At 73.4% G+C, this 26,145-nt stretch carries 28 protein-coding genes; 16 read left to right on the top strand and 12 right to left on the bottom strand.

Translation table 11 applies throughout. From position 1 onward, the window contains the following. The first annotated feature begins 56 nt into the window (after positions 1-56). Entirely contained in the window at positions 57-1,454 is a 1,398-nt protein-coding gene (locus tag FHX44_RS25550; protein ID WP_147258118.1) for an MFS transporter, read from the top strand. A gap of 4 nt (positions 1,455-1,458) precedes the next feature. Beyond that, a complete protein-coding gene (locus tag FHX44_RS25555; RefSeq protein WP_170309041.1) occupies positions 1,459-2,052 on the top strand; it encodes a TetR/AcrR family transcriptional regulator in 594 nt (197 codons plus the stop codon). Here FHX44_RS25555 and FHX44_RS25560 read toward each other — a convergent pair. From FHX44_RS25560 to FHX44_RS25590, 7 genes are all read right to left on the bottom strand, one after another. Continuing rightward, on the bottom strand, positions 2,049-2,663 hold the full coding sequence (locus FHX44_RS25560) for a DUF305 domain-containing protein (protein ID WP_147258120.1): 615 nt from the start codon (positions 2,661-2,663) through the stop codon (positions 2,049-2,051). The two genes, FHX44_RS25555 and FHX44_RS25560, sit on opposite strands and share 4 nt — an antisense overlap. A 53-nt stretch (positions 2,664-2,716) precedes the next feature. Next, a complete protein-coding gene (locus FHX44_RS25565; RefSeq protein ID WP_147258121.1) occupies positions 2,717-3,130 on the bottom strand; it encodes a hypothetical protein in 414 nt (137 codons plus the stop codon). A gap of 59 nt (positions 3,131-3,189) precedes the next feature. Then, positions 3,190-5,418, bottom strand: coding sequence for a heavy metal translocating P-type ATPase (locus tag FHX44_RS25570; RefSeq protein WP_147258122.1), 2,229 nt, complete (start codon positions 5,416-5,418; stop codon positions 3,190-3,192). A gap of 21 nt (positions 5,419-5,439) precedes the next feature. Further along, the gene (locus tag FHX44_RS25575) at positions 5,440-6,387 is read right to left on the bottom strand and encodes a hypothetical protein (protein ID WP_147258123.1); all 948 of its coding nucleotides are present in this window, start codon (positions 6,385-6,387) and stop codon (positions 5,440-5,442) included. Between the two features lie 26 nt (positions 6,388-6,413). After that, the gene (locus FHX44_RS25580) at positions 6,414-6,620 is read right to left on the bottom strand and encodes a heavy-metal-associated domain-containing protein (RefSeq protein WP_147258125.1); all 207 of its coding nucleotides are present in this window, start codon (positions 6,618-6,620) and stop codon (positions 6,414-6,416) included. 21 nt (positions 6,621-6,641) lie between these two features. Further along, entirely contained in the window at positions 6,642-6,923 is a 282-nt protein-coding gene (locus FHX44_RS25585; protein WP_147258126.1) for a metal-sensitive transcriptional regulator, read from the bottom strand. A 142-nt stretch (positions 6,924-7,065) separates the two neighbouring features. After that, positions 7,066-7,347 carry a metal-sensitive transcriptional regulator gene (locus tag FHX44_RS25590; RefSeq protein ID WP_147258128.1) on the bottom strand — a complete coding sequence of 94 codons (282 nt, stop codon included), beginning with the start codon at positions 7,345-7,347 and terminating at the stop codon, positions 7,066-7,068. A 134-nt stretch (positions 7,348-7,481) separates the two neighbouring features. Here FHX44_RS25590 and FHX44_RS25595 point away from each other — a divergent pair, with 134 nt between their 5' ends. The 12 genes from FHX44_RS25595 to FHX44_RS42305 all read left to right on the top strand — a co-directional run bounded on the left by FHX44_RS25595 (position 7,482) and on the right by FHX44_RS42305 (position 19,672). Further along, a complete protein-coding gene (locus FHX44_RS25595; RefSeq protein WP_246170584.1) occupies positions 7,482-7,832 on the top strand; it encodes an NADH-quinone oxidoreductase subunit A in 351 nt (116 codons plus the stop codon). After that, positions 7,823-8,983 (top strand): hypothetical protein, encoded by a 1,161-nt coding sequence (locus tag FHX44_RS25600; protein WP_147258130.1) that lies wholly within the window; start codon positions 7,823-7,825, stop codon positions 8,981-8,983. Before FHX44_RS25595 ends, FHX44_RS25600 begins: the two co-directional genes overlap by 10 nt. After that, positions 8,976-9,911 (top strand): complex I subunit 1 family protein, encoded by a 936-nt coding sequence (locus tag FHX44_RS25605; protein WP_246170585.1) that lies wholly within the window; start codon positions 8,976-8,978, stop codon positions 9,909-9,911. Before FHX44_RS25600 ends, FHX44_RS25605 begins: the two co-directional genes overlap by 8 nt. After that, positions 9,911-10,420 (top strand): NADH-quinone oxidoreductase subunit J, encoded by a 510-nt coding sequence (locus FHX44_RS25610; RefSeq protein ID WP_147258132.1) that lies wholly within the window; start codon positions 9,911-9,913, stop codon positions 10,418-10,420. Before FHX44_RS25605 ends, FHX44_RS25610 begins: the two co-directional genes overlap by 1 nt. Next, the gene (nuoK, locus tag FHX44_RS25615) at positions 10,417-10,722 is read left to right on the top strand and encodes an NADH-quinone oxidoreductase subunit NuoK (RefSeq protein WP_147258133.1); all 306 of its coding nucleotides are present in this window, start codon (positions 10,417-10,419) and stop codon (positions 10,720-10,722) included. Before FHX44_RS25610 ends, nuoK begins: the two co-directional genes overlap by 4 nt. A gap of 4 nt (positions 10,723-10,726) precedes the next feature. After that, positions 10,727-12,517 carry an NADH-quinone oxidoreductase subunit 5 family protein gene (locus tag FHX44_RS25620; protein WP_147258134.1) on the top strand — a complete coding sequence of 597 codons (1,791 nt, stop codon included), beginning with the start codon at positions 10,727-10,729 and terminating at the stop codon, positions 12,515-12,517. 5 nt (positions 12,518-12,522) lie between these two features. Next, positions 12,523-14,025, top strand: a complete 1,503-nt coding sequence (locus FHX44_RS25625) for a complex I subunit 4 family protein (RefSeq protein ID WP_212613049.1) — start codon at positions 12,523-12,525, stop codon at positions 14,023-14,025. 5 nt (positions 14,026-14,030) lie between these two features. Next, complete coding sequence (locus FHX44_RS25630) at positions 14,031-15,449, top strand: NADH-quinone oxidoreductase subunit N (protein ID WP_212612641.1); 1,419 nt, start codon at positions 14,031-14,033, stop codon at positions 15,447-15,449. 101 nt (positions 15,450-15,550) lie between these two features. Further along, positions 15,551-17,287, top strand: coding sequence for a zinc finger domain-containing protein (locus FHX44_RS25635; RefSeq protein ID WP_425469153.1), 1,737 nt, complete (start codon positions 15,551-15,553; stop codon positions 17,285-17,287). A gap of 42 nt (positions 17,288-17,329) precedes the next feature. Then, positions 17,330-17,911, top strand: coding sequence for a hypothetical protein (locus FHX44_RS25640; RefSeq protein WP_147258140.1), 582 nt, complete (start codon positions 17,330-17,332; stop codon positions 17,909-17,911). 109 nt (positions 17,912-18,020) lie between these two features. Next, on the top strand, positions 18,021-19,412 hold the full coding sequence (locus tag FHX44_RS25645) for a PepSY-associated TM helix domain-containing protein (RefSeq protein ID WP_147258143.1): 1,392 nt from the start codon (positions 18,021-18,023) through the stop codon (positions 19,410-19,412). A gap of 95 nt (positions 19,413-19,507) precedes the next feature. Further along, complete coding sequence (locus FHX44_RS42305) at positions 19,508-19,672, top strand: hypothetical protein (protein WP_170309042.1); 165 nt, start codon at positions 19,508-19,510, stop codon at positions 19,670-19,672. A gap of 32 nt (positions 19,673-19,704) precedes the next feature. Here FHX44_RS42305 and fmdA read toward each other — a convergent pair whose 3' ends face one another. The 4 genes from fmdA to FHX44_RS25665 form a co-directional block, all read right to left on the bottom strand. Next, entirely contained in the window at positions 19,705-20,958 is a 1,254-nt protein-coding gene (gene fmdA / locus FHX44_RS25650) for a formamidase (protein WP_147258145.1), read from the bottom strand. A 30-nt stretch (positions 20,959-20,988) separates the two neighbouring features. Beyond that, a complete protein-coding gene (locus FHX44_RS25655) occupies positions 20,989-21,630 on the bottom strand; it encodes an AmiS/UreI family transporter (protein WP_147258147.1) in 642 nt (213 codons plus the stop codon). A 35-nt stretch (positions 21,631-21,665) separates the two neighbouring features. After that, positions 21,666-21,944, bottom strand: a complete 279-nt coding sequence (locus tag FHX44_RS25660; RefSeq protein ID WP_147258149.1) for a zinc ribbon domain-containing protein — start codon at positions 21,942-21,944, stop codon at positions 21,666-21,668. A gap of 151 nt (positions 21,945-22,095) precedes the next feature. Beyond that, entirely contained in the window at positions 22,096-22,455 is a 360-nt protein-coding gene (locus FHX44_RS25665) for a hypothetical protein (RefSeq protein WP_147258150.1), read from the bottom strand. A gap of 137 nt (positions 22,456-22,592) precedes the next feature. Between FHX44_RS25665 and FHX44_RS25670 the strand changes: the two genes are divergently transcribed. Then, positions 22,593-22,805 carry a hypothetical protein gene (locus tag FHX44_RS25670; protein WP_147258151.1) on the top strand — a complete coding sequence of 71 codons (213 nt, stop codon included), beginning with the start codon at positions 22,593-22,595 and terminating at the stop codon, positions 22,803-22,805. A 140-nt stretch (positions 22,806-22,945) separates the two neighbouring features. Next, on the top strand, positions 22,946-23,299 hold the full coding sequence (locus FHX44_RS25675) for a hypothetical protein (RefSeq protein ID WP_147258152.1): 354 nt from the start codon (positions 22,946-22,948) through the stop codon (positions 23,297-23,299). A gap of 56 nt (positions 23,300-23,355) precedes the next feature. Here FHX44_RS25675 and FHX44_RS25680 read toward each other — a convergent pair whose 3' ends face one another. Beyond that, on the bottom strand, positions 23,356-26,100 hold the full coding sequence (locus tag FHX44_RS25680; RefSeq protein ID WP_281287914.1) for an ATP-binding protein: 2,745 nt from the start codon (positions 26,098-26,100) through the stop codon (positions 23,356-23,358). Positions 26,101-26,145: the final 45 nt, after the last annotated feature.

The raw sequence follows: 26,145 nt of genomic DNA on the forward strand, positions 1-26,145 counted from the left end.
GTTCTGGCGCATGCTCTAAACCGTACACCAGTGTTCGACTTACAGGAGGTTCGGCGATGACCCGAGGCCGGTTGATGCTCGCCTTGCTCGCTTTCGCCCAGTTCATGCTGATCGTCGACATCACCGTCGTGCAGGTCGCGCTGCCGAGCATCGGGGTCGACCTCGCGCTGGGCCGCGAGGCGCTGACCTGGGTGGTGACCACGTACACCCTCGTCTTCGGCGGCCTGATGATCCTGGGTGGCCGCCTCGCCGACGTCCTGGGCGCGCGGCGCACCCTGCTCGTCGGGCTGACCGTCTTCACGGCGGCGTCCCTGGTGTGCGGCCTGGCCACGTCGGGGGGCGTTCTCATCGGGGCGCGGGCCGCGCAGGGCGTCGGTGCGGCGCTGCTGTCACCCGCGGCGCTCGCGATCATCACCACTTCGTTCCGCGGGAACGACCGCAGCCGCGCACTGGGCGTGTGGGCGGCGATCGGCGGCGCGGGGGCCGCGGCCGGCGTGCTGCTGAGCGGCCTGCTGACGGCCGGTCCGGGGTGGCAGTGGGTGTTCTGGGTCAACGTGCCGGTCGGCGTCGTGGTGCTGGCCCTGATCCCCGGCCTCGTCCGGCCGGACGGCACGGTCGGAGCTCGGCAGCCGGTCGACGTGCCGGGTGCCCTCGCGGTCACGGCGGCCACGGCCCTGTTGATCTACGGCGTCGTGCACGCGGGCGAGGCCGGGTGGGCTGCTCCGGTCACGGTGGGTGCGCTGCTCGCGGCGGTCATCGGCTACGCCGTGTTCGGCGGGATCGAGTCCCGGGTCGCGACGCCGTTGATGCGACCGCAGACACTCGCCCGCAGGCCGGTGGTCTCCGGCACGCTGCTCATGCTGGTGGCCACCGGGCTGATGCTGGGGCTGTTCTTCCTCACCTCGCTCTACCTGCAGCACGTCCGCGGCCTGGACGCGCTGGCCACCGGCCTGCTGTTCCTCCCGGTTGCGCTCGCGATCACCGCGGGTGCGCAGCTCGGGGCGCACCTGGTCGGGCGGGTCGGTGGCCGCGCCGTCGCGGTGGGTGGGTTGCTGCTCACGGCGCTGGGAGCGGCCGTGCTGACGCAGGCCCCGGCCGTCGACGGAGTGATCGCCGCCGTGCTACCCGGGTTCGTGCTGGCAGCCTTCGGGATCGGGCCGGTGTTCGTCGCGGCCACGACGACGACGCTCGCGAACGTGCCGCCCGACGAGGCGGGTGTCGCCTCCGGTGTGGTCAACACGTTCCACGAGCTCGGCGGGAGCATCGGCGTCGCGCTCGTCTCGACCGTCGCCGCGGTGAGCATCTCGGGCTCCGGTACGAGCGGGTTCACCAGCGGTTACGTGGTGTGCTCCGTGGTCGCCGCCGTCGCGGGCGTGGTCGCGCTGGGGCTCGTGCCCGGCGGGAAGCCGCACGCCGTGGCCGGGCACGGACACGGGGTGGCTCAGGGACACTGAGCTGGTGGCTGGGGACCCGATCAGCGAGAAGCCGCGGCGGCGCCGGGCCGACGCGGAGCGCAACGTGGCGGCGATCGTGGCGGCGGCCCGTGACCTGCTGTCCCGCGGAACGCTGCCGTCGATGGGCGAGGTCGCGGTGGCCGCCGGCGTGGGCCGGGTCACGCTCTACGCGCACTTCGCGTCCCGCGAGGTCCTCCTCGACGCCGTCGTCCGCCAGGTGATGGCGGAGACCGATCAGGTACTGACCGGTCTCCGCCTCGACGACGACCCGCCGCAGGTCGCGCTGGACCGGCTGGTCCGCACGTCCTGGCAGATCCTGGACCGTCAACGCACCGTGCGGTCCGTTGCGCTCGCCGAGCTCGGCCCCGAGGCCCTGCGCGAGCAGCACGACCGGGTCGCCCACCACGTCGAGCGCCTGATCGCACGGGGGAAGGACGACGGCGTGTTCCGCGCGGACCTGCCCGAGCCGTGGCTGGTGGCGGCCTTCTACGCCACGGTGCACGCCGCGGCCGACGAGGTCAGCGGCAGCCGGCTCGACGCACGGGTGGCGCCCGACGTGCTGGGCGCCACCCTGCGGTCGATCCTCGAGGTGGGCTAGCCGAGGAGCTGCCGCATCCGTTCGATCTCGGCGGTCTGCCCGCTGATGATCTGGGTGGCGAGCTGCTTGGCCTCCGCGTTCGCGCCGCCTGCCACCTCGCGCTCCGACTCGGCGACGGCGCCCTCGTGGTGCGCGATCATCATCTCGAGGAACGTCCCGTCGAACGTCGCGCCGGTTGCGGCCCCGAGCGAGTCCATGTCGGCCTGGGCCATCATCCCGTTGGAGTGGTCCATCCCCGAGTGGTCCATCCCACCTTCCACGGGCGGGGTGCCCCAGGCCGAGAGGAAGCCGTTCAGGGTGGCGATCTCCGGGTCCTGCGCCGCCCGGATCTGCTCGGCGAGCGCCTTCACCTCTGGGCTCTCCGCCCGCTGCAGCGCCATCTCCGCCATCGCCAGTGCCTGCTGGTGATGGGGGATCATCATCTGGGCGAAGCGGATGTCGGTGTCGTTGTGCTGCGCCCCGGCACCGGACGGGGCGGTGACCGGCGGCTGGATGGTGGCAGGAGCGGCGGCGGGCGTGGGGCTGCCCCCACCACAGGCGGACAGCGTGACGGACAGGACGAGCGCCGCGCCGGCCACGGCGGCACGGTTGGACCTGCGAATGGTGGACATGCGTGTTTCCTCTGCGGAAGAAGGGTCGGTGAGGAACGCGGGGCGAGCGCTCTCTACAGCCGGAACACGCAGAGGGAGAGGAACAGGGGCTGGGGTGGGGCGCGCGGTGGCGACCACCTCGACCGGATCAGGGCCGAGACGCCGCGAGTCCTGCCGCCCGCTGCGACGCCGAGCGCGTGCAGCACGATGCCGGCGAGCACCGTGAGCAGGATGAACGCGCAAGCCGCCATGTCGTCGTGGTGGTGGCGCGGGTTGCCGGACGAGGCGACCGTCTCCGGGCCGACGTCGGGCATCGCCATGGCGCTCTCGGCCGGCGCCGTCACGGAGTGGGAGTCGAGTGGGCTGATGTGCCCCGCCACCGGGTCCGTGGCCGCCACGCCGTGCATGGCGAGGAAGCCGGTGGCGGCCATGGCGAGCAGGACGAGGCGGACGATGCCCGCCGCGATTGCTCCCGTCCCGGTGTTCACCGCACCCCATGATGCCGCGACGGGGCCGGCCCGGGTGCACCGGGCCGACCCCGTCACGATCAGCGGAACCGGCGCAGCCGCAGACTGTTCGCCACGACGAACGCCGAGCTGAAGGCCATCGCCGCCCCGGCGATCATCGGGTTGAGCAGGCCGGCCGCCGCCAGCGGAAGGGCGGCCACGTTGTAGGCGAACGCCCAGAACAGGTTGCCCTTGATCGTGGCGAGCGTCCGGCGGGAGAGCCGGATCGCGTCGGCCGCGGCCCGCAGGTCGCCCCGGACCAGGGTGATGTCGCTCGCCTCGATCGCCACGTCGGTGCCGGTGCCCATGGCCAGCCCCAGGTCGGCCTGGGCGAGTGCGGCGGCGTCGTTGACCCCGTCGCCGACCATGGCGACGACCTTGCCCTCGTCCTGCAGCCGCTTGACCACGTCGACCTTGTCGGCCGGCAGGACCTCGGCCACGACCTCGCTGATGCCGACCTCGGCGGCCACGGCATGCGCTGCGGCCTCGTTGTCGCCGGTGAGCAGCACGGGGGTGAGCCCGAGCCCTCGCAGCTGTGCGATGGCCTCTGCCGACGTGGGCTTCACCGTGTCGGACACCACCAGGACCGCGCGAGCCGCGCCGTCCCACGCCACGGCGACCGCCGTGCGCCCGTCGGACTGCGCCGCCGCGAGGTGCGCGGCGAGGCCGGGGCCGAGCGGCTGGCTCCACTCCTCCAGCAGCGCCGGTCGGCCGACGAGCACGGCGTGCCCGTCGACGATCCCCTGCACCCCCAGGCCCTCGACGGCTGCGAACCCCTCGACGGCCGGGAGCGCTCCGACGCGGTCGCGGGCACCCCAGGCGATCGCCGCGGCGATCGGGTGCTCGGATGCGTCCTCCAGCGCGCCGGCGAGCCGCAGGACCTCGTCCTCGTCGACGCCGTCACCGGGGTGCACGGCGACGAGCTCCATCCGGCCGGTGGTGACGGTGCCCGTCTTGTCCAGCACGACGGTGTCGATCCGGCGCGTGGACTCCAGCACCTCGGGACCCTTGATCAGGATGCCCAGCTGGGCACCCCGGCCGGTGCCGACCAGCAGCGCGGTGGGCGTCGCGAGCCCCAGCGCACAGGGGCAGGCGATGATCAGCACCGCGACCGCGGCCGTGAACGCCGCCGCCGCACCGGCGCCCGTGCCGAGCCAGAACCCGAGGGTGGCGGCGGCGAGTGCGATCACGATCGGCACGAACACCCCGGAGATGCGGTCGGCGAGGCGCTGCACGGCTGCCTTGCCGTTCTGGGCGTCCTCCACCAGCGTCGCCATCTGCGCGAGCTGGGTGTCCGAGCCGACCCGGGTGGCGCGCACGACGAGCCGCCCGCCCGCGTTGACGGTGGCACCGACGACCGCGTCGCCGGGCCCGACCTCGACCGGCACCGACTCGCCGGTCAGCATCGAGGCGTCCACCGCCGAGGTGCCCTCGTCGACCACGCCGTCGGTGGCGACCTTCTCACCCGGCCGCACGACGAACCGGTCGCCCACGGCCAGCTGCTCGATCGGGATGCGCAGCTCGGCGCCGTCCCGCAGCACGGCGACGTCCTTCGCCCCCAGCTCGAGCAGCGCCCGCAGGGCCGCCCCGGCACGGCGCTTCGAGCGGGCTTCGAAGTAGCGGCCGGCGAGGATGAACGTGGTGACGCCGGCCGCCACCTCCAGGTAGATGTTTCCGGCGCCGTCGCTGGGCGAGATCGTCAGCTCGAAGGGGTGCGTCATGCCGGGCACCCCGGCCGTGCCGAACAGCAGGGCGTACAGCGACCAGGCGAAGGCCGCGAGCACGCCCATCGAGATCAGCGTGTCCATCGTTGCGGTGGCGTGGCGCAGGTTCGCCCACGCCGCCCGGTGGAACGGCCACGCCGCCCACGTGACGACCGGCCCGGCGAGCGCGAGGGAGATCCACTGCCAGTACGTGAACTGCCATGCGGGGACCATCGCGAGCGCGATGACCGGCACCGCGAGGACCGCGCTGGTGACCAGCCGGTTCCGCAGCGGGCTGGTGGGGTCGTCCTCGGGCGCTGTCTCCTCGCCGGGAGTTGCGGCCGGCCGGGGCAGCTCGGCGGTGTAGCCGGCCGCCTCGACCTGGGCCACCAGCACCGCGGGGTCGACGCCGCCCGGGGCCTCGACCCGCGCCTTCTCGGTGGCGTAGTTGACGGTGGCGGTCACGCCGTCGAGCTTGTTGAGCTTGCGCTCGATCCGGTTGGCGCACGACGCGCACGTCATGCCGCCGATCGCCAGTTCGACGGTGGTGGGGGAAGCGGTACTCATCGTCCAACTCCTTCCTGGCGATCAGTGACCGTGGCCGTCGTCGGCGTGGGCCGGGGCCGCGTTCGCGTCCGGGACTGCCGGGCCGGTGGGCACCGTGAACTCTGCCGTGCGCACCACGCCGTCGTGCTGGAAATCGAGGAACAGCCGGTAGCTACCCGCGCTCGGCACCTCGGCGACGAACTCGATCTGCGGGCCGGCGGGGGTGCGCCCGTCGCCGGGCTCGCCGTCGGGGTGCACGTGAAGGTAGGCGAGGTCGCCCTCCCGCAGCGCCACCAGGTGGCCGTACGCGGCGAGGTAGGGCTGCAGATCGGTGACCGGTCGCCCGTCCTTGCTCACCGTCAGGGTGACCGGGGAGGCCTGACCGGGCACGAGCTCGCCGGTGAGCTCGACGGTGTACCCGTCGACCTGTGCCGTGCGGCTCGGTGCCTGCTCCACGGGCTCGAACGTGCCGGGCACGGCGAGGTCGACGCCGAGCGTGGTTCCCTCGCCGCCCGTCGGGGCGAAGTCGGCGAAGGCGCGGTACGAGCCGCCTGCCGGGAACGTCAGCGGGACGCTCCACGTGCCGTCGGGCGCCATCTCGGGGTGGACGTGCTGGAAACCGGTAGTGTCGCGGCGCACGACGATCAGGTGCATCCGCTTGTCGTGCTCCACGTCGAACGCGGTGACCGGCGCCCCGTCGGGACCGATGATCTGGAAGGAGAAGGATCCCGCCTCGGGCGTCGGGTCGGTGGGCGTGAGGGTGTAACCGCCCCTGCTCGACGCCAGCCCGGCAGGCTGGTCTGCTGCGGCCTCCGCGACGGTGCCGCTGTGTGCGTCCCCGTGCCCGGCGGCCTCAACGCCGGACGGTGCCACGTCGCCGCTCGGGGCGACGGGGCGAAGGGGACCGACAGCGGTGCCGACGGCGTACGCACCTGCGACGAACAGGACGAGCGCCGCACCGTAGGCGGAGAGCTTCGCGATTGTGTTCATGTCAGTTCCTGATCTCCGGCCGGCGGTCAGCCGGCGAGCTGGTACCCGGCTTCCTCGACGGCGGCGCGGACGTCCGCGCTTTCGAGCGGCTTGCTGCTGGTGACCGTGACGGCGCCGGTGGGCAGGTCCACCGCGACGTCGGTGACACCGTCGATCTCGCTGATCTCCTCGGTGACCGAGGCGACGCAGTGGCCGCAGGTCATGCCGGTGACGGTGTAGGTGCTCTCGCTCATCAGCTGTTCCTCCTCGGGGTTTCAGGACTTGACGAGCCGCGCGATGGCGGCGCTGGCTTCTGCGACCTTCTCGTCGGCCACCGCACCGCCCTCGGCGGCGGCCTGGGTGACGCAGTGCTTCAGGTGCTCGTCGAGCAGGCCGAGCGCCACGGCCTCGAGGGCCTTGGTGGCGGCGGAGACCTGGGTGAGCACGTCGATGCAGTACTGGTCGGTCTCGATCATCTTGGCGATGCCGCGGACCTGCCCCTCGATGCGGCGCATCCGCTTGAGGTAGGCGTCCTTGTCGTGGGCGTAGCCGTTCATGCCGTGCTCCTCTCCGAACGCCGATGACGATACCGTAGGGGGGTATCCTATCAAGTCGGTTCGGCTGTGATGGTGGTCACGCGGGGTCCGGCGGCGGAGGTTTCGGGAGATACCCCTTGGGGCTACCCGTACCGGCGGGCCGTCAGGACTTGACGAGACGGGCGATCGCGGCGCTCGCCTCGGCGACCTTCTGCTCCGCGACCTCGCCGCCCGTGGCCGCGGCCTGGGCGACGCAGTGGCGCAGGTGCTCCTCGAGCAGGCCGAGAGCCACCGCTTCGAGGGCCTTCGTGGCGGCCGAGACCTGCGTCAGCACGTCGATGCAGTACTTGTCGTTCTCGATCATCTTCGCGATGCCGCGGACCTGACCTTCGATCCGCCGCAGGCGCTTGAGGTAGGCGTCCTTGTCCTGGGTGTAGCCGTGCATCCGTCCTCCTCGGGCCCTGCGCAAATACTATGCCCCCCTATCCGGGCGGGTGACGCAGAGCGCACGGGCCTGGACACCGCGACGCGCATCGGCGAGTATCCGACACCCCATACGGGTACCGAGGAGGGATGGTCGTGGCGGAGTTCGGCCCGCTGCTCGTGGTGCTCGCCGTCGGCGGTGGCCTGGTGCTGGCGTGCTACGCGCTCTCCGCGCTGGTGGCGGTCCGGCCCCCGGCCGACGGGGTCGGGGCCTTCGCAGGCGGCCTGCCCCCTCGGGAGCACGCCGTCTCGCGGTTCCACGTGCGCTGGTACCCGGTGACCATGGTGTTCCTGGCCTTCGACATGGAGATGCTCTTCATGTACCCGTGGACGCTCGTCGTGTCCCGGGTGGGGGCGGCCGCGGTGATCGAGATGTTCCTGTTCCTCGCGATCCTGCTCGCCGGGGTGCTCTACGCGTGGCGCGAGGGAGCGCTGCGGTGGACCTGACCGCGCTCCTGCTCCGGATCGCCGCCCGCCGCCCGCACGTGCTCGTGGTGGCCGTGCCGGGCGCCACCGGTAGCCGGCTCGCGCTCGAGGCCGCCCTCGCCCGGCGCGGGTGGCCGATCGCGACGGGTCCGGCCGACGCCGACGTACTGGCCGTCGCCGGCACGCCAGGGCCCGGGCTCGCGGCGGTGGTCGACGCCGTGTGGGAGCAGGTCCCCGGGCCACGGGCCCGCATCGAGGTGCAGCCACCTGCGGACGTCGACGAACGCCTGGACGCGGCGTCCGCCCTCCTGGCCGACGTCGAGCACCAGCGCACGGAGGTCGTCGGTGGGAACGAGGGCCACCACGGAGGGCACGCGGTGCACGGCGGTCACGGGACACACGACGGACCTGCCGAGCACGGCGATCACGCGGGCCACCCGGAGCACCACGACCATGCGGAGCACGGGGGCGAGGCCGGTGGCGACCATGCCGGCCACGGCGGCGGGCACCACCACGGCCACGGCGGGACGGTCGCCGGACTGCCGATGGCCGAGCTGGGGCCCGACCGGGACGGGCTGACACTGGACCGGCTGCACATCCCGCTCGGCCCGCTGCTCCCGGACTGGCCCGCCGGGCTGGTGGTTCGGGTGACGCTGCAGGGCGACGTGATCCAGGAGGCCGCCGCCGAGGTCCTGGATGCCGGGCACGCGGTGCCGTTCGGGTGGCCGAGTGCCGCGGCGCGGGAGCTGGACGGCCTGGCGCGGTTCCTGGGCGTTGCCGGTTGGCCGAGCGCGGCCGGCGAGGCGCGCCGGCTGCGCGATGCGTTCCTGGCCGGTGAGCGGGTCTCCGCCGGGGTGGCCGGCCTGCTACGTCGGATCAGGCGGTCCCGCACGCTGCGCCGGCTGATCCGCGGGATCCCCGCAGGCCCCGCCGATGTTGCGGCGCTGCTCGCGACGAAGCTGGCGGCGATCGAGGCGGCGCTGCCGGTCGATTCGCGGCCCGGCGCCTCTCCCGCACCGTGGCGCGGTGGCCGGACCCCGGTTCCGCCGGAGCCGGGCGACCTTGCTGACCTGCTCGTCGGCGCCGAGCTCGCGGCGGCCCGGCTGATCGTGGCCGTCCTCGATCCCGACATCGACCGCGCAGCGGCCGGGACGGGGGCCGGGCATGGGTGAGATGCCGGTCGTTCCGGATCCGGCCGCGCTCCCGTGGTGGTCGGCGCTGTTGTTGCCGGTGCTCCTCGGGTTCGTCACGTGGTTGGCGCTGGTCGGGGACGCGGCGTTCGCGGGCGAGCGCGCGGCCCTCGCCGTGCCGGGGCGCGAGGTCGCCCGGCTGCTCGTCGGGCAGCGCCGCCGCACGGTCGCAGGGGACGTGGTGCTGGGGCGCATCGGTGCCGGTGTGCTGCCGGTGGCCGCGCTGCTGGCCGCCGCGGTGCTGCCGCTGGGGGAGCGGCCGGTGGCCGATCTCTCGGTCGGCGTCGTCTGGTTCAACGCGATGGAGGTGCTGGCCTGGGCCGCGGTGTGGATGGTCGGGTGGGGCTCCAACAGCGCGCTGGGGCTGGTGGGCGGCTACCGGTTCGTCGCGCAGGGGCTTGCCTACGAGCTGCCGCACATGTTCGCGATCATCACCGCCGCGCTGGGCGCGGAGAGCCTGCGCCTCACCACGATCGTCGACGCCCAGCGCGACCTCTGGTTCGTCGTGATCATGCCGGTCGCGTTCGTGGTGTACCTGATGTCGGCGGCCGCGATGGCGTTCTGGGGCCCCTTCGACGCGCCCGTCGACCGGGACGTCGCCGGCGGCGCGGCGGCGGAGCTCTCGGGCGTCGACCGGCTGGTGTTCGCGGGCGGCCGGTGGCTGCTGCTCGTCACCGCGGCCGCGATGGCCGTGCCGCTCTTCCTCGGTGGGGGAGCGGGCCCGCTGCTGCCGGCGTGGGTCTGGGTGGCGGTCAAGACCGCCGCGGTGCTGGCGCTGCTGCTGTGGCTGCGCCACCGGTTCCCGACCGTGCGGATGGACCGCTACGTCGAGTTCGCCTGGGTCGTGCTGATCCCGCTGACGATCGCGCAGGCCCTGGCCGTGGCGCTGGTCGTGCTCGGAGGGGCCTGATGCTCGAGATCGTCCTGTTCTGGGTGCTCGCCGCGGCCGCGCTGGTGTTCGGGTACCTGGTGTTCCGGCTGGACTCGATGGCGCAGGTGACGTTCGCGCTGCTCGCGTCGTTCCTCGCCGTGGCGGGGCTCGTGCTGCTGCTCGGGCTGGGCTACCTCGGCGTCGTCATCGCGCTCATGATGGTCATCGAAATGGTGATCATGGCCGTCTTCATGATCATGTTCATGATGAACCCGGCCGGGTTGATGCCGATGACGATGGTGCACAACAAGGCCGGGTCCGCGGTGATAGCGATCGGCACGTTCGTCGTGCTGGCGGCCGGGATCCTGCTCGTCGACTGGCCGACCCGCGAGGGCGAGCCCGCGCCCGACCCGACGTTCGCGCTCGGCGAGGCCCTGATGGGCGGGCAGATGCTCACGATGATGACGCTCGGCGTGGGCCTGTTCGCCACGATCGTCGCCACCGTGGTGCTGTCCACCGACCGCGGCCGCTACGGCGGCGAGCGATGACCCTGCAGTTGTTCCTGCTGCTCGCCGCCGGGCTGTTCGCGATCGGGCTCTACGGGGCGCTGTCCCAGCAGTCGATCGTGATGCTGATGATGGGCCTCGAGCTGATGCTGAACGGCGTGATCGTCGCGGCGGCGGCGTTCTGGTACTTCGTCTCGCCGGGCGGCACCGACGGCCAGGTGCTCATCGTCGTGATCATCACCGTGATGGCGGTCGAGATGGCGGTCGGGTTCGCCGTCGTCACGGCCATCTACCGGGCCCGGCAGGTGGACATGACCGACGACGCCGCCGATCTGAAGGGCTGACGCGATGCTGTGGTGGCTGGTCGCGGTGCCGCTGCTCGCGGGCGCCGGGCTCGCGCTCGCGGGTCGCCGCGCCGACCGGGCCGCGCCGGCGGCCGGGGTGCTGGTCGCGGTCGCCGTGCTGGCTCTCGCGATCACCGCGGCGCTCACCCGCCCCGCCGTCGACGCACCGCTCGTGGCCGGGGTCCGCGCCGGGCTCGCCGTCGACGGGCTCTCGGCGCTGATGGTCGTCACCGTCGCCGGTGCGACGCTGGCCGTGCTCGCCCACGCCGCGGGCGAGGCGGAGCTGCGGACCGCGCGGTTCGTCGGGTGCATGCTGCTGTTCGCCGGGGCGATGCTCGTGACGGTCACCGCGACCACCCTCGCAGCGCTGCTCATGGCCTGGGAGGTCATGGGCGCGATGAGCTGGGCGCTCATCGCCCACCGGTGGCGGGAACCGGAGTCGGTGCGCGCGGCGCACACGGCCTTCCTCACCACCCGACTCGCCGATGCCGGGCTCTACGTCGCCGCCGGAGCCGCGCTGGCGGGCGGCGTCGGATCGCTCGCGCTCGCCGAGCTTCCGGTCGCGCGCGAGCCGTGGCTGCACGTCGTCGCCGCCGGGCTGGTCGTCGCGGCGCTGGGGAAGTCGGCGCAACTGCCGTTCAGCTTCTGGCTGTCGCAGGCGATGCGCGGCCCGAGCCCGGTCTCGGCGCTCCTGCACTCGGCCACGATGGTGGCGGCCGGGGCGTACCTGCTGCTGCGGCTCGCTCCGCTGCTCGAGACGGCCGGGTGGGCCGCGCCGCTGGTGGCGTGGGTCGGTGCGGCGACGGCCCTGCTGATGGGGCTGGTCGCGGTCGCGCAGTCCGATCTCAAGCAGCTGCTCGCGGCCTCGACGTGCGCGCAGATCGGGTTCATGGTGCTCGCCGCGGGCGTCGGCGGCGTCGCGGGCGGGGCGCTGCAGCTGGTGGCGCACGCCGCCACCAAGAGCCTGCTCTTCCTCGGAGCGGGTGCCTGGCTCGTCCTGCTCGGGACGAAGCAGCTCGGCGAGCTCCGCGGCGCAGCGCGGCGCTACCCCCTGGTCGGCGTGACGTTCACCGTCGGCGCGGCCTCACTGGCCGGCCTCCCGCCGCTCTCCCTGTGGGTGACGAAGGACCTGGTCCTGGCCGCTGCGCTGGACCGGAGCACCGCCCTCTACGTCGTCGGCCTGGTCGCAGCGCTGGTCTCGGCGATCTACAGCGCGAAGGCGGTGTGGTGGGTCTGGCAACCGCCCCCTTCCGACGAACGGCGCGTTCGTCGGATAGGTACCGACGAACGCGCCGTTCGTCGGAACGGGGTGTTGCCGCTCGGAGTGCTCGCGCTGCTCGCCGCCCTGCTCGGGATTCCCCTTCTCACCCTCGCTTCCGCACCCTGGGAGCTCGTCCTGTCCGGAGCGCTCGCGGTCGTCGCCGTCGCGGTGACTTGGCGGGTCGCGGGGCGGATCGGGGCCCCGCCCGTGCTCGCCTCGTGGCTCGGGATCGAGCGCCTCTCGCACGCGGTGGTCGTGCGGCCGGTTCTCGGCCTCGCCCGGCTGCTCGCCCGCTTCGACGACGGCCTGGACAGCTCCGTGACCGCGGTGGCCCGGGGAACCGTGGCCGTGGCGCAGGCGCTGGACCGGCGGGGCGAGGGGGCCGTCGACGGCGCGGTGCGCGGGATCGCGGACGGGGCCCGCGCCCTCGGCAGGCTCGCCCGCCGCCCGCAGACCGGGCAGGTCCACCAGTACTACGCCCAGGCGGCCGCCGCGCTCGCGGTGCTGGCCCTCGTCGTGATCGTCATGGGGTGAACGCAGTGCTCTCGCTGATCGTGTTCCTGCCCGCGGTGGTGGCGGCGGTGCTGCTGCTGGTGCCGGCCACCGCGCCGCGGCGGGTGTTCACCGGCGCCTGGGTGGGGGTCAGCGCCGTCGACCTCGCGCTGGTCGTGGCGGTGTGGCTCACGCCGGGCAGCGGGTTCCGGTTCGAGGAGCGGGTGGCCTGGATGCCGACCGTCGGCATCTCTTACCACGTGGGGGTCGACGGGATCTCGCTTCCGCTCGTCGCGCTCACCGCTGTGCTCTTCGCCGGGTGCGCGGTGTTCGCGCTGCGGGAGACCCGCCGGGTGAAGAGCTACGTCGCGCTGTTCCTCGCCCTGCAGACGGTGTCGCTCGGGCTCTTCGTCGCCCTGGACCTGATCCTGTTCTTCCTGTTCTTCGACCTGTCGATCGTGTTCATGTACTTCCTGATCGCCGGGTGGGGGCACGGCGAGCGGGCCCGCGCGGCGGCGCTGAAGTTCTTCCTCTACACGTTCCTCGGGTCGCTGGCCCTGCTGCTCGGGTTCATCGTGCTGTACCTCGCCGCGGAGCCGCACACGTTCGACATCGTCGAGCTGGTCGCGGCCGATCCGCTCGCAGGCGGCGGGCCGGCGGCCGCGCTGGCGCTGCTCGCGATCGGGATCGGCCTCGCGGTGAAGACGCCGACGGTGCCGTTCCACACCTGGCTCCCGCCCGCTCACACCGAGGCGCCGGCCACCGGCTCGGCGATCCTCGCCGGGATCCTGCTGAAGATGGGCACGTACGGCTTCCTGCGCATCGCGATGCCGATCCTGCCCGACACGTGGCGCCAGTACGCCGTGGTCGCGGTCGTCGTCGGCGTCGTGTCGGTGCTCTACGGGGCCCTGGTCGCGCTGGCCCAGAGCGACGTCAAGCGGATGATCGCCTACACGTCGGTGAACCACATGGGTTACGTGGTCCTCGGCGTGGGCGCGGCCGGGATACTGGCAGGCAGCGACGAGCAGGCCCGGCAGCTGGCCACGACCGGCGCGGTGACCCAGATGGTGGCCCACGGCCTGATCACCGGGGCGCTGTTCCTGCTCACCGGCGTGCTCTACGACCGCGGCCGCACCTACGACATGGCCGCCTACTCCGGGCTCGCGGCGCGGACGCCGCTGTTCGCGGGCGTGTTCGCCGTGGCAGCGTTCGCGTCGCTGGGTCTGCCCGGCTTCGCCGGGTTCATCGCCGAGTTCCAGATCTTCACCGGCGCGCTGGCGTCCGCGCCGGTCGCGACCGCGCTCGCCGTCCTCGGCATCCTCGTCACGGCGGCGCTGTTCCTCCGCGCGCTGCAGCGGGTGTTCCTCGGCCCGGAACGCCTGCCGGACGCGCCGGGCACGCCACGGCCGTTCGCCGACCTGCACCCCAGCGAGACGGTCGCGATCGTCCCGCTGCTGGCGCTGGCCACCGTGATCGGGGTGCTGCCCCGGTTCCTGCTCGACGTGATCGAACCGGCGTCCCGCGCGCTCGTGGAGCTGGTCGCCCGGTGAACGGCATGAACGAGAATCCGGCGGCGCTGCTGCCGGAGCTGTTCCTGCTCGGTGCCGCCGTCGTCGGGCTGCTGCTGGGCGCGTGGCTGCCCCGGGACCGGCAGTGGCTGGTGCGACTGCTCGCCGCGGCCGCCGCCCTCGCCGGGCTGGTCGCCACCGCCGTCGCGGCCGCCCGGCCCGACGAGCTCGTGTTCGGCACCAGCTACGCCGTCGATACGCCCACGCACGCCACGCGCGCGATCGTGCTGGTCGCGGTGCTCGTGGCGCTGGCGCTGTCGGTCGACGCGACGGCCGGGCACCGGCGCGAGACCGAGTTCGTGGTGCTGCTGCAGCTCGGCGCGTTGGGCACGATCGTGCTCGGCGGCGCGAACGACCTCCTGCTGCTGCTCGCGGCGTTCCTGCTGGCGAGCGTGCCGTTCTACGCCCTCGCGGGCTGGGACAAGAGCTCGCTCGGCACCGAGGCCGCGATGAAGTACTACCTGTCGGGGGCGTTCCTCGGCGTCGCGATGCTCACCGGCACCGCGATCCTCTACGGCGTCGGCCGCGCCACCGGATACGGACCGCTCCGCGAGGGATTGGCCGCCGCGCCGGTGGCAGCGGCCGGGGTGGGCCTCGTCGCCGTGCTCGCCGGGCTGCTGTTCAAGGTCGGCGGCGTGCCGGGGCACTTCTGGGTCCCGGACGTCACAGACGGCACCCCGCCCGCCGTGGCCGCGATCGTCACCACGATCCCCAAGATCGGCGGTCTGGTCGCGCTGTACCGCCTGCTGACGGTCGCGGTTCCGGCCGACGCCCTCGACTGGCCGCTGCTCGTCGCGGTACTGGCCGCCGCCTCGATGACGCTGGGCAACCTCGCCGCGTTCTTCCAGACCACGGTGCAGCGGCTGCTCGCGTACTCGACGATCAGCCAGGTCGGCTACCTGCTGATCGCCGTGGCGGTCGCGGGCCGGGCGGATCTCGCCCAGCCCGCGCTGCTCTACTACGTCGCCGGGTACGCCGTCACGAACCTCGGTGCGTTCGCCGTGGTGGCCGAGTTCCCGCAGGCGCGGACGATCGAGGACTATCGCGGGATGGCCCGGCAGCACCCGGGCTTGGCCGTCGCGCTCGCCGTCTGCCTCCTCGGGCTGATCGGGACGCCGCCCACCGCGGTGTTCGTCGGGAAGCTCGCGGTGTTCACCGCGGCCGTCGACGGTGGGTTCGCGTGGCTCGCGGTTCTCGCGATCGTCAACACGGTCGCGAGCGTCTTCTACTACCTGCGCTGGATCGCGCCCACGTTCCGCGGGACCGATTCCGAGGCGGCCGCGCTGCGACCGGCCGGCACCTGGTCGGCCGGCACCGCGTACGCGTGTGCCGGCCTCGCGGTGGGGCTCGGAGTGGCGGGGGGCGTCGCCTTGCCGTTGCTGGTGGGGCTGCCCATCCCGGTGTGACGGGCCGGTGCCCATCGACACCGCCGAACGGGCCCCCGTACGCCGCTGAATGGCCTTGCGCAAGGATCTCACCCACCTCGATCGGATGATGGAAGAGCACCTTGCAAACAAAGGCGAGCGGCGCCCATCCGCTCAGCGGGATCGCCGTCCACGACTGGCCGTGCGACCGTTGCCACGCCGACCCACGGCAACCCTGCCGGACGCTGCGGTCCGGGAAACAGCGGAGAGTGGCCCACCTCGCGCGCTGGTCGACCGCGGTCGTGTTCACGCTGGCCACGAGGTGGCTGCCCCGGCTCCCGGTGTGGGACCGGCTGACGCTCGCCATCCGCGCCGTCGGCAGCACGGACGGCACCGCGCCCCCGGCCGCGTGGAACGACGTCACGGCCCTGCTGTGGCAGGCCGACCAGCTGCAGAAGGCCCTCGTCCGCCGCGTCGTCGACGACGCCGACCCGTACGTGGACGTCTCGGAGCTGCGCAGGCCCGGTCTGCATCTGGCCGCGACCATGAAGGAGGCCGGGAACCTCCTGCGTCAGCAGTACCTGCAGGACGATCCCCGGCGGGCCGAGGTCGACACGATGGTGCTGCCCGAGCACGAGGGCGAAGGGCCCGCTCGGCTCACCCTCGCCCAGCTGCGGGCCGCCCGCGACCTCGGGCAGGTGCACGTCATGACCGCCGACATGGCCCGCCGCGCGGCGGCCGTGGAGGCGGCGAGCGGGAGCGACACCGTCCGGTGGTCGGTGCGGTGGGACCCGTCCGGCCGGTTCGACGCGGAACCCGTCCCGGACGGGGACGGGGATCGTCCCGGCGTGCGCGGCTGGGTCGCCCACCCCTCGATCGTGGCCGACGAGCTGGGGCGGTGGAGCGCGCGGCCGAGGGCGGCCGAGGTCGGGTGGCGAGGCGCGCCCCCGTCCCCGAGTACGCGGCTGTGCACGTTCACGTCCGCGGCGATGCCCCGGGTGACCGAGGAGCAGGCCGCCGCGGCGTTCATGGCGCGACGGGACGTGATCGCCGAGATCGTGGCCGAGATCGACAGCCTGCGCCGCAGCTTCCAGCAGGACCGGCTCCGGGAGGAGGTCGCCGCGCGCGCCGACCGGCTGCAGGCCGAGGAACCGCAGCTCCCGGACCTGTTCGCGCCCAGCGATTCCTGGGCGTGCACCAGGGCTGTCGAATGGGTGCGGACCCGAGCGGTCGTGCACACCCCCGACGAGGTGTGGGGCCGGTTCGACCGCGACGACCCCGAACAGGCGGGTCGCTGGATCCCGGACCGCACGGCCGAGCTGCTCGCCGTCGGGTACGCCGACGTGCCGGCCTACCTCACCCGCCACTTCGGCGCACACAGCGAGTCGGGCGCGGTGCAGCTGCTGCGGATCCCCGGCCCGGCCGGGCCGCTGTACACGGTCAGCGCGGGGTCGCGCCGGGCCCACCTGTGCCGCGTCCTGGGGCTGCCGTGGATGTTCTCGGTGACGACGATGCTGTCGCTGCCGCGACGGATCGAGACCACGGCCGTCACGCCCACCGAGCACGGTCCGGAGGGCGCTCGCGAGACGGCAGCGCTGTGGCGCGGGCTTCTCGCGCGGGGCCTCGTCCGAGGGGAGCTGATCCCGCGCTACTCGGACTGGGTGGTGGAGTTCCGGATCGAGTACGCGCTGGCTCCGTGGCTGCTGCTGCCCGCGGACCGGGCCACGGCCTACAACCAGCGCTACGAGCTGCTCCACCCGGGCGCGCTGGCGGACGCGGGGATCCCGGACGCCGCGCTGCGCAGCCCCGAGGCGTGGCGGTCCTGGCTCACGGCCGCGATCGCGACGCCGGCAGGGGTCGGAGACCGGGACGTTCCCTGACCGTGCGTCGGGCCGTCACCCGACTGGGTACGGTGTCGCTCCATGCGGAGGCGGCGAGAGCGCGAGGGCGGTGACCGCCCCCACGTGCTCCTGCGCGGCCGGGTGGGCCGCACCGCAGGCGCCGTCGCCGCCGCCGTCGTCACCACGAGCGGCGGCCACCTGATCGGCACCGGCGCCGCGCCCCCGCTGCCCGGCCTCCTGCTGGCGCTGGCCCTGACGGCCGTTGCCTCGTGGTGGTTGACCCGCGACGAGCGCGGCTGGGAGCGGCTGGCCGCGGCCCAGCTCGTCGCGCAGCTCGGTGGGCACGCCCTGTTCGTCGGCACCGCGGCGGACCCGGCCGTCCACGCGGGCCACGGCGTGCTCGGGCCGGAGCTGGTCCTGCTCGCCCACGTGCTGGGCGCGGCCGTCGCGGGGGCGTGGCTGCGCTGCGGTGAGCGCAGGGCAGTGGCGGCTGCGCGCCGCGCGGTCGCCGCGCTGCGGCGACTCCTCACCCGGCTGCTGGGGGAGTGGCGCACGGCCCGGCGACCGGCGCGACGGCGCCCGACCGGCGCGCCCGTCCCCGCCGTCCTGACCGCACGGCTGCGGCATTCGATCGTGCACCGGGGGCCTCCCGCGGTCTGCTGACCGCCGCTTCACCGGCCGACGCGGCCGGGCCCGACCCATCTGCGCATTCCCGCGCCGTCGTGCCCGCCGCACCGTGCCGTCCCCGCTGCCCTCGAACCCCGGAGACCCCATGTCCGTGATCCCGAATTCCACGACGAGTCCACCCACTCGCAGCCGGTCCGGCTGGCGCGGCCTCGTGCTGCGCCTGCACTTCTACGCCGGCCTGCTCGTCGGCCCGTTCATCCTCGTGGCCGTGGCCACCGGGCTGCTCTACGTGCTGACACCACAGCTCGAGGACTGGCTCTACGACGAGCAGCTGCGCGTGCCGCCGACAGCGCAGCAGCTCCCACTGGCCGACCAGGTGCGCGCTGCGGTGGCCACGAATCCCACCGGCGACCTCGCCGCCGTGCGGCCCGCCCCCGAGCCCGGCGCGACGACTCGGGTGCTGTTCGACGACGAGAGCCTGGGCGAGTCCGAGCGCCGCACCGTGTTCGTGGACCCCGGCACCGGCGAGGTGATGGGCTCGCTGGTCACCTACGGCACCAGCGGCGTGCTGCCGTTCCGCATGACGATCGACCAGCTGCACCGCAACCTCCTGCTCGGCGAGCCGGGCCGGCTCTACAGCGAGCTGGCCGCGTCCTGGCTGTGGGTGGTCGCGCTGGGCGGGCTGGCGCTGTGGGTTGCGCGGTGGCGGGCGCGACGGGCGGCCGTCCGCGATCTGGTTCGGCCGGAACCGGGCGCGCGCGGCCGCGGGCGCATCCTGACCCGCCACGGTTCGCTCGGCGTCTGGCTGCTGCTCGGCGCGCTGTTCCTCTCCGCGACCGGGCTGACCTGGTCGGCGTACGCGGGCGAGAACATCTCGTCGCTGCGCGCCGCGCTGGGCTGGAGCACCCCGTCGCTCGACGTCGGCGGGCACGCCGGTCACGGCGGCGGCCCGGCCGCCGACGTCGCGGTCGATCCCGCGCGGTTCGACGCGGTCCTCGGTGCCGCCCGGGTCGCCGGCATCGACGCCGGGATGATCGAGATCGCCCGCCCGGCCGAGCACGGCGCGGCCTGGACGGTCACCGAGATCGGACGGGGCTGGCCGACCGAGGTCGACGCCGTCGCGATCGACGGCGACACCGGCACCGTGGTGGACCAGGTGCGCTTCGCGGACTACCCGCTCGTGGCCAAGCTCGCCCGCTGGGGCATCGACGCGCACATGGGCGTGCTCTTCGGCGTGGCCAACCAGCTCGTGCTGGTCGCCTTCGGCCTCGGGCTGATCACCCTGATCCTGCTCGGCTACCGCATGTGGTGGCAACGCAGGCCCACCCGCGGCGGGGCATGGCGGCTCGTCCCGCGCGGCAGGCTCCGGAACGCGGCATGGCCGGTCGTGGCCGTGGCGGTCCTGCTGGCCGTCCTGCTCGGCTGGTTCGCGCCGCTGCTCGGGATCAGCCTCCTCGCGTTCCTGGTGATCGATGCTGCCCTGGGCCGGCTGGACGCTCGACGGTCACGACATGTGCGATCGGTGAACCGAACGTAACCTTCCGAGCGTGTCTGCACGTGACCAGGCAGAGACGAGCGGCGACACCACGTGAACGGAACGGCGTGGCGCCCGGAGCGTGATGGAGGCGCCCCGTGAGGAACGTTCAGGTCATGGCCCACTGGTTCTGCGGCGACTGCGACGTCGAAGGGCGGGACGTCGCCGCCGAGCCCACGTGCTGGAACTGCGGCGGCGCCGTCACGGTCACCGCGCGGCCCACCATCCCCGCGGATCACCCTCCGGCCGACGGCGCCGCCTGACCCGCGGATCAGGCGGCGCCGCCGGGCCGGGGTCAGGACGTCACAGCGCACTGACCCCGATCCTGGTGGGCCGGTCCGGCCGCCGACGGCTTCACGTCGAAGTCGAAGATCGCGGTCGGCAGGTACAGCGAGCAGCAGGCGTTCGGGATGTCGACGATCCCGCTGACCCGGCCCTCGATCGGCGCGGAGCCGAGCAGCAGGTACGCCTGCTCGCCGGAGTAGCCGAACTTCGTCAGGTACTCCACCGCGTTCAGGCAGGCGCGCCGGTAGGCCACGGTGGCGTCGAGGTAGAAGTTCTCGTCGGTCTCGCGGTCCACCGACACCCCGATGAAGGTCATGAACTCCGAGTACCGCGGCTCCACGTTCCCCGGCATGAACACCGGGTTGGTCGTCACGCCGTAGGCCTCCATCCCGCCCTTGATCAGGTCGACGTGGAAGTCGATGAAGCCGCCCATCTCGATGGCGCCGCAGAACGTGATCTCCCCGTCGCCCTGGCTGAAGTGCAGGTCGCCGCCGGAGAGCTTGGCGTCGTTCACGTGCACGGGGTAGAAGACGCGCGAGCCGCGGGTGAAGTTCTTGATGTCGTGGTTCCCGCCGTTCTCCCGTGCCGGCACGGTGCGTGCTCCGTCGCGGGCGATCGCCTCCGCCTCCGAGCCCGACGCCGTCCCGCCGAGCGCGTTCTGCTCGAGCGGGGGTAGCGCGAGCGGCGGCACGCGGTCCGGGTCGGTGTCGATCAGCGCCCGCTCCCGGCGGTTCCACCGATCCAGCAGCTCGGCCGACGGCGCCGTGCCGAACAGCCCGGGGTGGGTGATGCCCGTGTAGCGAACCCCCGGGAGGTGCCGCGACGTGGCGACCTGGCCGGCGAAGTCCCAGATCGCCTTGTAGGCGTCGGGGAAGTAATCGGTCAGGAAGCCACCGCCATTGGCCTTCGCGAAGATGCCGGTGTAGCCCCAGCCTTGGCCGGGTGCGTCGCCGTACTCCTGCGGGGCCTGCACGGGGCCCAGGTCGAGGATGTCGACGACGAGCAGGTCGCCCGGCTCGGCACCCTCCACCCCGATCGGGCCGCTCAACATGTGCGCGCGCGTCAGGTCGACGTCGCGCACGTCGTTCGCGGAGTCGTTGTTGCCGATCTGCGCGTCGGTCCATTCGCGGCACTCCACCCGGATCTGCTGCCCGGGGCGGACCATCACCGCGACGGGCACGTCCGGATGCCACCGGTTGTGCCCGGGAACCGACTGATCACGCATCGACTTCGCCTGATCGACGCTGAACACCACATCGGGCATCGCAGATCCTCCTTCGTCGATACCTGTCGATCAACCCGGCGCCGGATGGGCGGTCGGGGCGGGTGTCGCGGCCGGAGCTCGCGGCGCTCGTGGGTGGATGTAGGCGTAGAGGGCCCCGAACACGACGACCCCGCCGACGGCCAGGCCGATCGCGATCGCGTCCTCGTAGCGCCAGAGGTCGGTGAGCAGCAGGAACGCCGGGATCGCGGCCGTCACCCACGCCTGGATGATCGTGACCCATCCGGTGTAGCGCGCGAGCCACTCGTGCTTGAGGCCGAGCAGGACGAAGAACAGCGCCCAGAGGAACCCCCAGTAGAGCCAGATGACACCGAACGGGCGGTCGTCGAGGATCACGAAGTTCGCGTACGAGTAGCCGATGGTCATCACCGCGACGAACAGCGAGAACCAGCCGACGCCGGTGGTGTCGAGCCCGGCGAGCAGGTTGATGCCCACGTAGAGGTAGGTGAACCCGAACAGGTACAGCCCCGACGCCGCGAGGATCACGGCCGGGTCGTTGTTCGCCGTGAAGATCAGGTACGTGGGCGTGACGACCTGCAGCGCCCCGACGAACAGGTTGATCGGCGCAGCCGCTCTGCCCTCGACGACCCCGAGCAGCAGCAGCCCGTTGATGAACAGGACGGCTCCGACGTACAGGAGACCGACAAGACCCATGGTTCGGCCCTCCTCGGTGGCACCGGCGGTCTGGTTCAGGGGCGAGGCAGGCGTGCCTGGCGGGGATCGCGCCGGGCGCGCCGACGGGCGGCCTGCGGCACCGACGTGACGACCTCCGGGACGTCCCGGCTCGCCTCCTCGCGCAGGCGTTCACGGGCGACGGCCGGGTCCATGCGGTTCAGCAGGGGCGCCGACCAGCGCCGCGGGGAGGGATCTCCGCAGGTGGGACAACTGCGGTGCGCCTCGGCCGCCCCCATCGGCAGCGCGACGGACCACGGCCCGCAGGCCGGGCACCGGTACTCGTAACGCACCATTGCGTTCCACCGTCCCCATCGAGGGGGCCGAAGGTAGACCTGTGCTTCCCGCCGGGACAGGCCCTAACGGACCCCGCCGCGCAGCCCGGGAACCCGCCGGAGGACGTATCGGGAACGCGCCAGAAGGTGGGAAGGGTTAGGTCTGCCCGCCTCAGGGCTCGACCGCGGCGAGGATCTTGTCCACCTCGCCGGGATCCGCCTGGTGATCCACGAGCACCTGGCGGATCCGCTCCTGGCCTGGCTGCCCGGGCGGGTACGGGCGGTCGCCGATGAGGATCCGCGCCCAGCCCTGGGGATCGTCGACGTCGCTGCGGCGCAGTGCGGCAGCGACGTCGTCCTCCGAGGACTCGTTGATCGACTCCTTCTGCGCGGGCTGTGCGGTGTTGCTCTCCATGCCCGGCAGGCTCGGTTGGTCCGACCCGCTGCGCGATCCACCGGCGCAGCCGGCCGCCGCGATCGCGACCAGGATCGCGATCGCGGCGTGCACCAGGCTTCGGTGTCTGCCGTTCATCGCAGAGCTCATACCCGCTGAGGGCGCACCCAACCGCGGCAGTTCGGCTGCGGTTCCAGTACGGAATGCACATGTAACGGTACGGAGGGTGGCGACGCTGTCCGCATGTTCCATGGCCGCACGAGGGGAGATCAGGCATGGTTCGCAACTGGTCGGGCGAGGTGTCCGAACTGATCGCCCAGCTGATCGCCGACCGGCCCGCCGCGGTGATGGACCTGCTCGCCCGGCACGTCGACGACGGGAACGGCCACTGCCGGGTCTGTGTCCTCGGCGCGCAGCGCGGCTTCCACACCTGGCCGTGCACGATCTACGCCGCGGCCGTGCTCGCCGAGCGGGGCCGTGGACGCTGACGTCGTTCCGGCGGGGTCAGCGCCGGTGGAACACCTGATCTCCCGCGCATCGGAACGCATGCGAGACGGATCGGTGCTCATCACTCTCACTTCACGGCCAAGTGGACGGGTTGCTCCACTTGCGCGGCTACGTTGGTGTCGTGATCTTCAAGGGACCCCACATCGATCGCTTCAACGCCTGGGTGAGTGGGCTGCGAACCTCTCCTCGTTGGGGCGGGCTCGTCAGCAGGCGCATCACCGTCGTGACGTACACGGGACGGCGTTCCGGCCGCACCTTCACCATTCCCGTCGGATACAAGCGCCGCGGCGAGATCGTCACCATCGGCGTGCGATTCCCGGACGCCAAGACCTGGTGGCGCAACTTCCTCCACCCCGGTGGCCCGATCACGATCGAGCTCGACGGCAGCGGCCGGACCGGACACGCCGTCGCCGAGCGCGACGAGCGCAGCCGCGTCACGGTCACGGTCGAGCTCGGTGAGGCTCGAGCAGCGTAGAGACCGCAGCTCGGGGCGTTGGTGTGATCCGGCGTCATCTGTGTACGTCGATGTGGTCAGGAGAGCTGCATGGTCCGCAGTTCGTGGCGGGAGGTGATGCCGAGCTTGCGGAAGATGTTGCGCAGGTGGGTCTCGATCGTCCGCGGGCTGAGGAACAGCTGGGCGCCGATCTCCTTGGAGGTGGCGCCGGTGGCGACCAGGCGGGCGATGTGCAGCTCGTGCTCGGTGAGCCCGGTCGCGGGCCGGTCGGACCGTTCGCGCGGCTGGTCGCCGGTGGCGCGCAACTCGCGAGCGGCGCGGGCGGCGAACCCGTCCGCGCCGCTCGCCGTGAGCTGGTCATGGGCGATCCGGAGCTGTTCGCGAGAGTCGCGGCGGCGACCTTCGCGGCGCAGCCACTCGCCGTAGACCAGGTGGGCGCGGGCGAGGTGGGCCGCCATCCGGCAGCCGCCGAGGTGCTCGATCGCCTCGCGGTAGCCCGCCTCGGCGGCCGGTCCGGCGCTGGTCAGCGCACGGGAACGGGCCTCGAGACCGAGCGCCCATGGGGTACCGCACGCGCGGGCCCGCGGGCGGAGCTCGGCCAGCGCGGCCGAGGCGCGTTCCGGCGCGCCGGAGCGGACGGCCGCCTCGATCAGCTCGGGCAGAGCCATGGTGCTGTGCACCAGCTCTCCGGACTCCCACACCCGCTCCGCGGCGTCGAGCGCGGCGGCGTAGCCGCCCAACCCGTTGTGGAGGACCGCCAGGTTGGAGTCCGCGACGGTGATCGCGGTGCCCTCGCCTCGCTCGTTCGCGTCCTGGACCGCGGCCGTGTGGAGCGTGGAGGCCTCGGCGCGCCTGCCACGCCAGGCCGCGAGCATGAGCCGGGCGTAGGGCAGCGGTGCGGCTCCGGTCGCTCGCGTGATCGCGTCGGTCTCCGCGATCAGCTCGGAGACCCGGGTGAGCTCGCCGGCGTGCGCCAGCAGGGTCGCGTGGAAGGTGAGCGCGAACGGCAGCGTGGCCAGCGCCCCCGCGTCGCGGGCCAGCCGGAGGTGGCGACCGGCGAGTGTCGCGCCCGCCGCGTCGTCCCAGAGCGCCATCGCGGTGTGGCAGCCCAGCCACAGCCAGCGGAGGTCGCCTGCGCTCGGCGGCAGGCCGAGAAACGTCTCCAGCGTCCGCCGGAAGCCGGGCACGCCCGTCTCGTACCCGTGGAGGTAGTAGGTCACCAGGCCGTCGAGCAGGACGTCCACCGGCCGGGGCGGGGCCGGTGGGGCGGGCGCCGTCCGGGCGGCCTCGGCCACCTCGCCGATCCCGCGGCCGCAGGTCCGGGCACCGGCGATGATCGACGCTTCGAGCGCCTGGAGGTAGGCCTCGCGGGACAGCGCGGCGTCGAGCGGGGCGAGCCCCGCGGCGGCCGTCAGCAGCATCCCCGGCGCGTCGTTCCCCCGCGTGAGGTGGAACGCGACCTGGGCGCGCAGCAGATCGACCCGTGCCGCGTGCAGCGCGTCCGGAGGGCCTGCTGCCGCGACCGTCAGCAGGCCCGACGCGGCCTCGGGGTCACCTGCCTCGTGCTTGGCGGACGCGGCGGCCAGGGCCCGGCGGGCCCGGCCGGCCGGCTCGGGGGAGAGGGCGGCCGCCCGTTCCAGGAAGGCGGCCGCCGAGGAGAGCCCGCCGCGGGTCCGTGCCCGGTCCGCCGAGCGTTCCAGTTCCACGGCGGCCGTCTCGTCGGTGCCGAGCACGCTCTGCGCGTGGTGCCAGGCCCGCCGGTCGGGGTCGGTCTGCGGGTCGGTCACCGCGGCCAGCGCGTGGTGGGCCCGGCGCCGGTCGGGTGGCGCCGCGGCCCGGTAGACGGCCGAGCGGGCCAGCGGGTGCGGGAACCGGACCTGGGTGCCGATCTCGAGCAGGCCGGCCTCCTCGGCGGGCGCGGCGGCGTCGGCGCCGATGCCGAGGTGGGCGGCGGCGCGCAACAGCAGCGCGGTGTCACCGGTCGGGTCGGCGGCGGCGGTCAGCAGCAGCAGCCGGGTGGCGGTGGGCAGGCTCTCGGACCGCTGCCGGAAGCTCTCCTCGACCCGGTCCGGGACGGTCAGCGCGTCGGGCAGCCCGAAGCCGCCTGCCAGTGCCGCCGTCCGCGCCGGCCGGGTGCTGCGGGCGAGTTCCCGCAGGGCGAGGGGGTTGCCGCGGGCCTCGGCGAGGATCCGGTCGTGCACCCGCGCGTCGAGCGGGGCGTGGACCGCCTCGGCGAGCAGCGTCCGCGCGTCGGCGTCGCCGAGCCGGTTCGGGCGCAGCTGCGGCAGGCCGGTGAACGCCTCGGTGTTGCCGGTGCCGGGCGCGGGGTCGCGCCGGGCGAAGATCAGCGCCAGGTGCTCGGCCTCGACGCGGCGCGCGACGAAGCCGAGGGTCTGCGCGGAGGCCGGGTCCAGCCATTGGACGTCGTCGATCAGGCACAACAGGGGTTGCTCGGCGGCGGCTTCGGCGAGCAGGCCGAGGGTGGCCAGCCCGACCAGGAACCGGTCCGGGGGGTCGCCGCCGATCTGCCCGAGTGCCACGCCGAGCGCGGTCTGCTGCGGGCCGGGCAGGGTGGCGAGCCGGTCGAGGAGGGGCGCGCACAGCTGGTGCAGAGCCGCGAACGCGAACGGCATCTCGGCCTCGACACCGGCCACCTGCCGCACCCTGAACCCGGACGCGGCATCGCGGGCGTGTTCGAGGAGCGCCGTCTTGCCGATGCCCGCCTCGCCGCGCACGACCAGCGCGCCGCTGCGGCCGTCCCGTGCCCGGGCGAGCATCTGATCGACGGTGGCGCACTCGGCGCTCCGGCCCAAGAGCAGCACGTGGTCCTCCCTCGCGGAGCCTACCGCCGGGCGCGGAGACCTTGA

It is taken from the genome of Pseudonocardia hierapolitana, assembly GCF_007994075.1.
GTDB lineage: Bacteria > Actinomycetota > Actinomycetes > Mycobacteriales > Pseudonocardiaceae > Pseudonocardia > Pseudonocardia hierapolitana.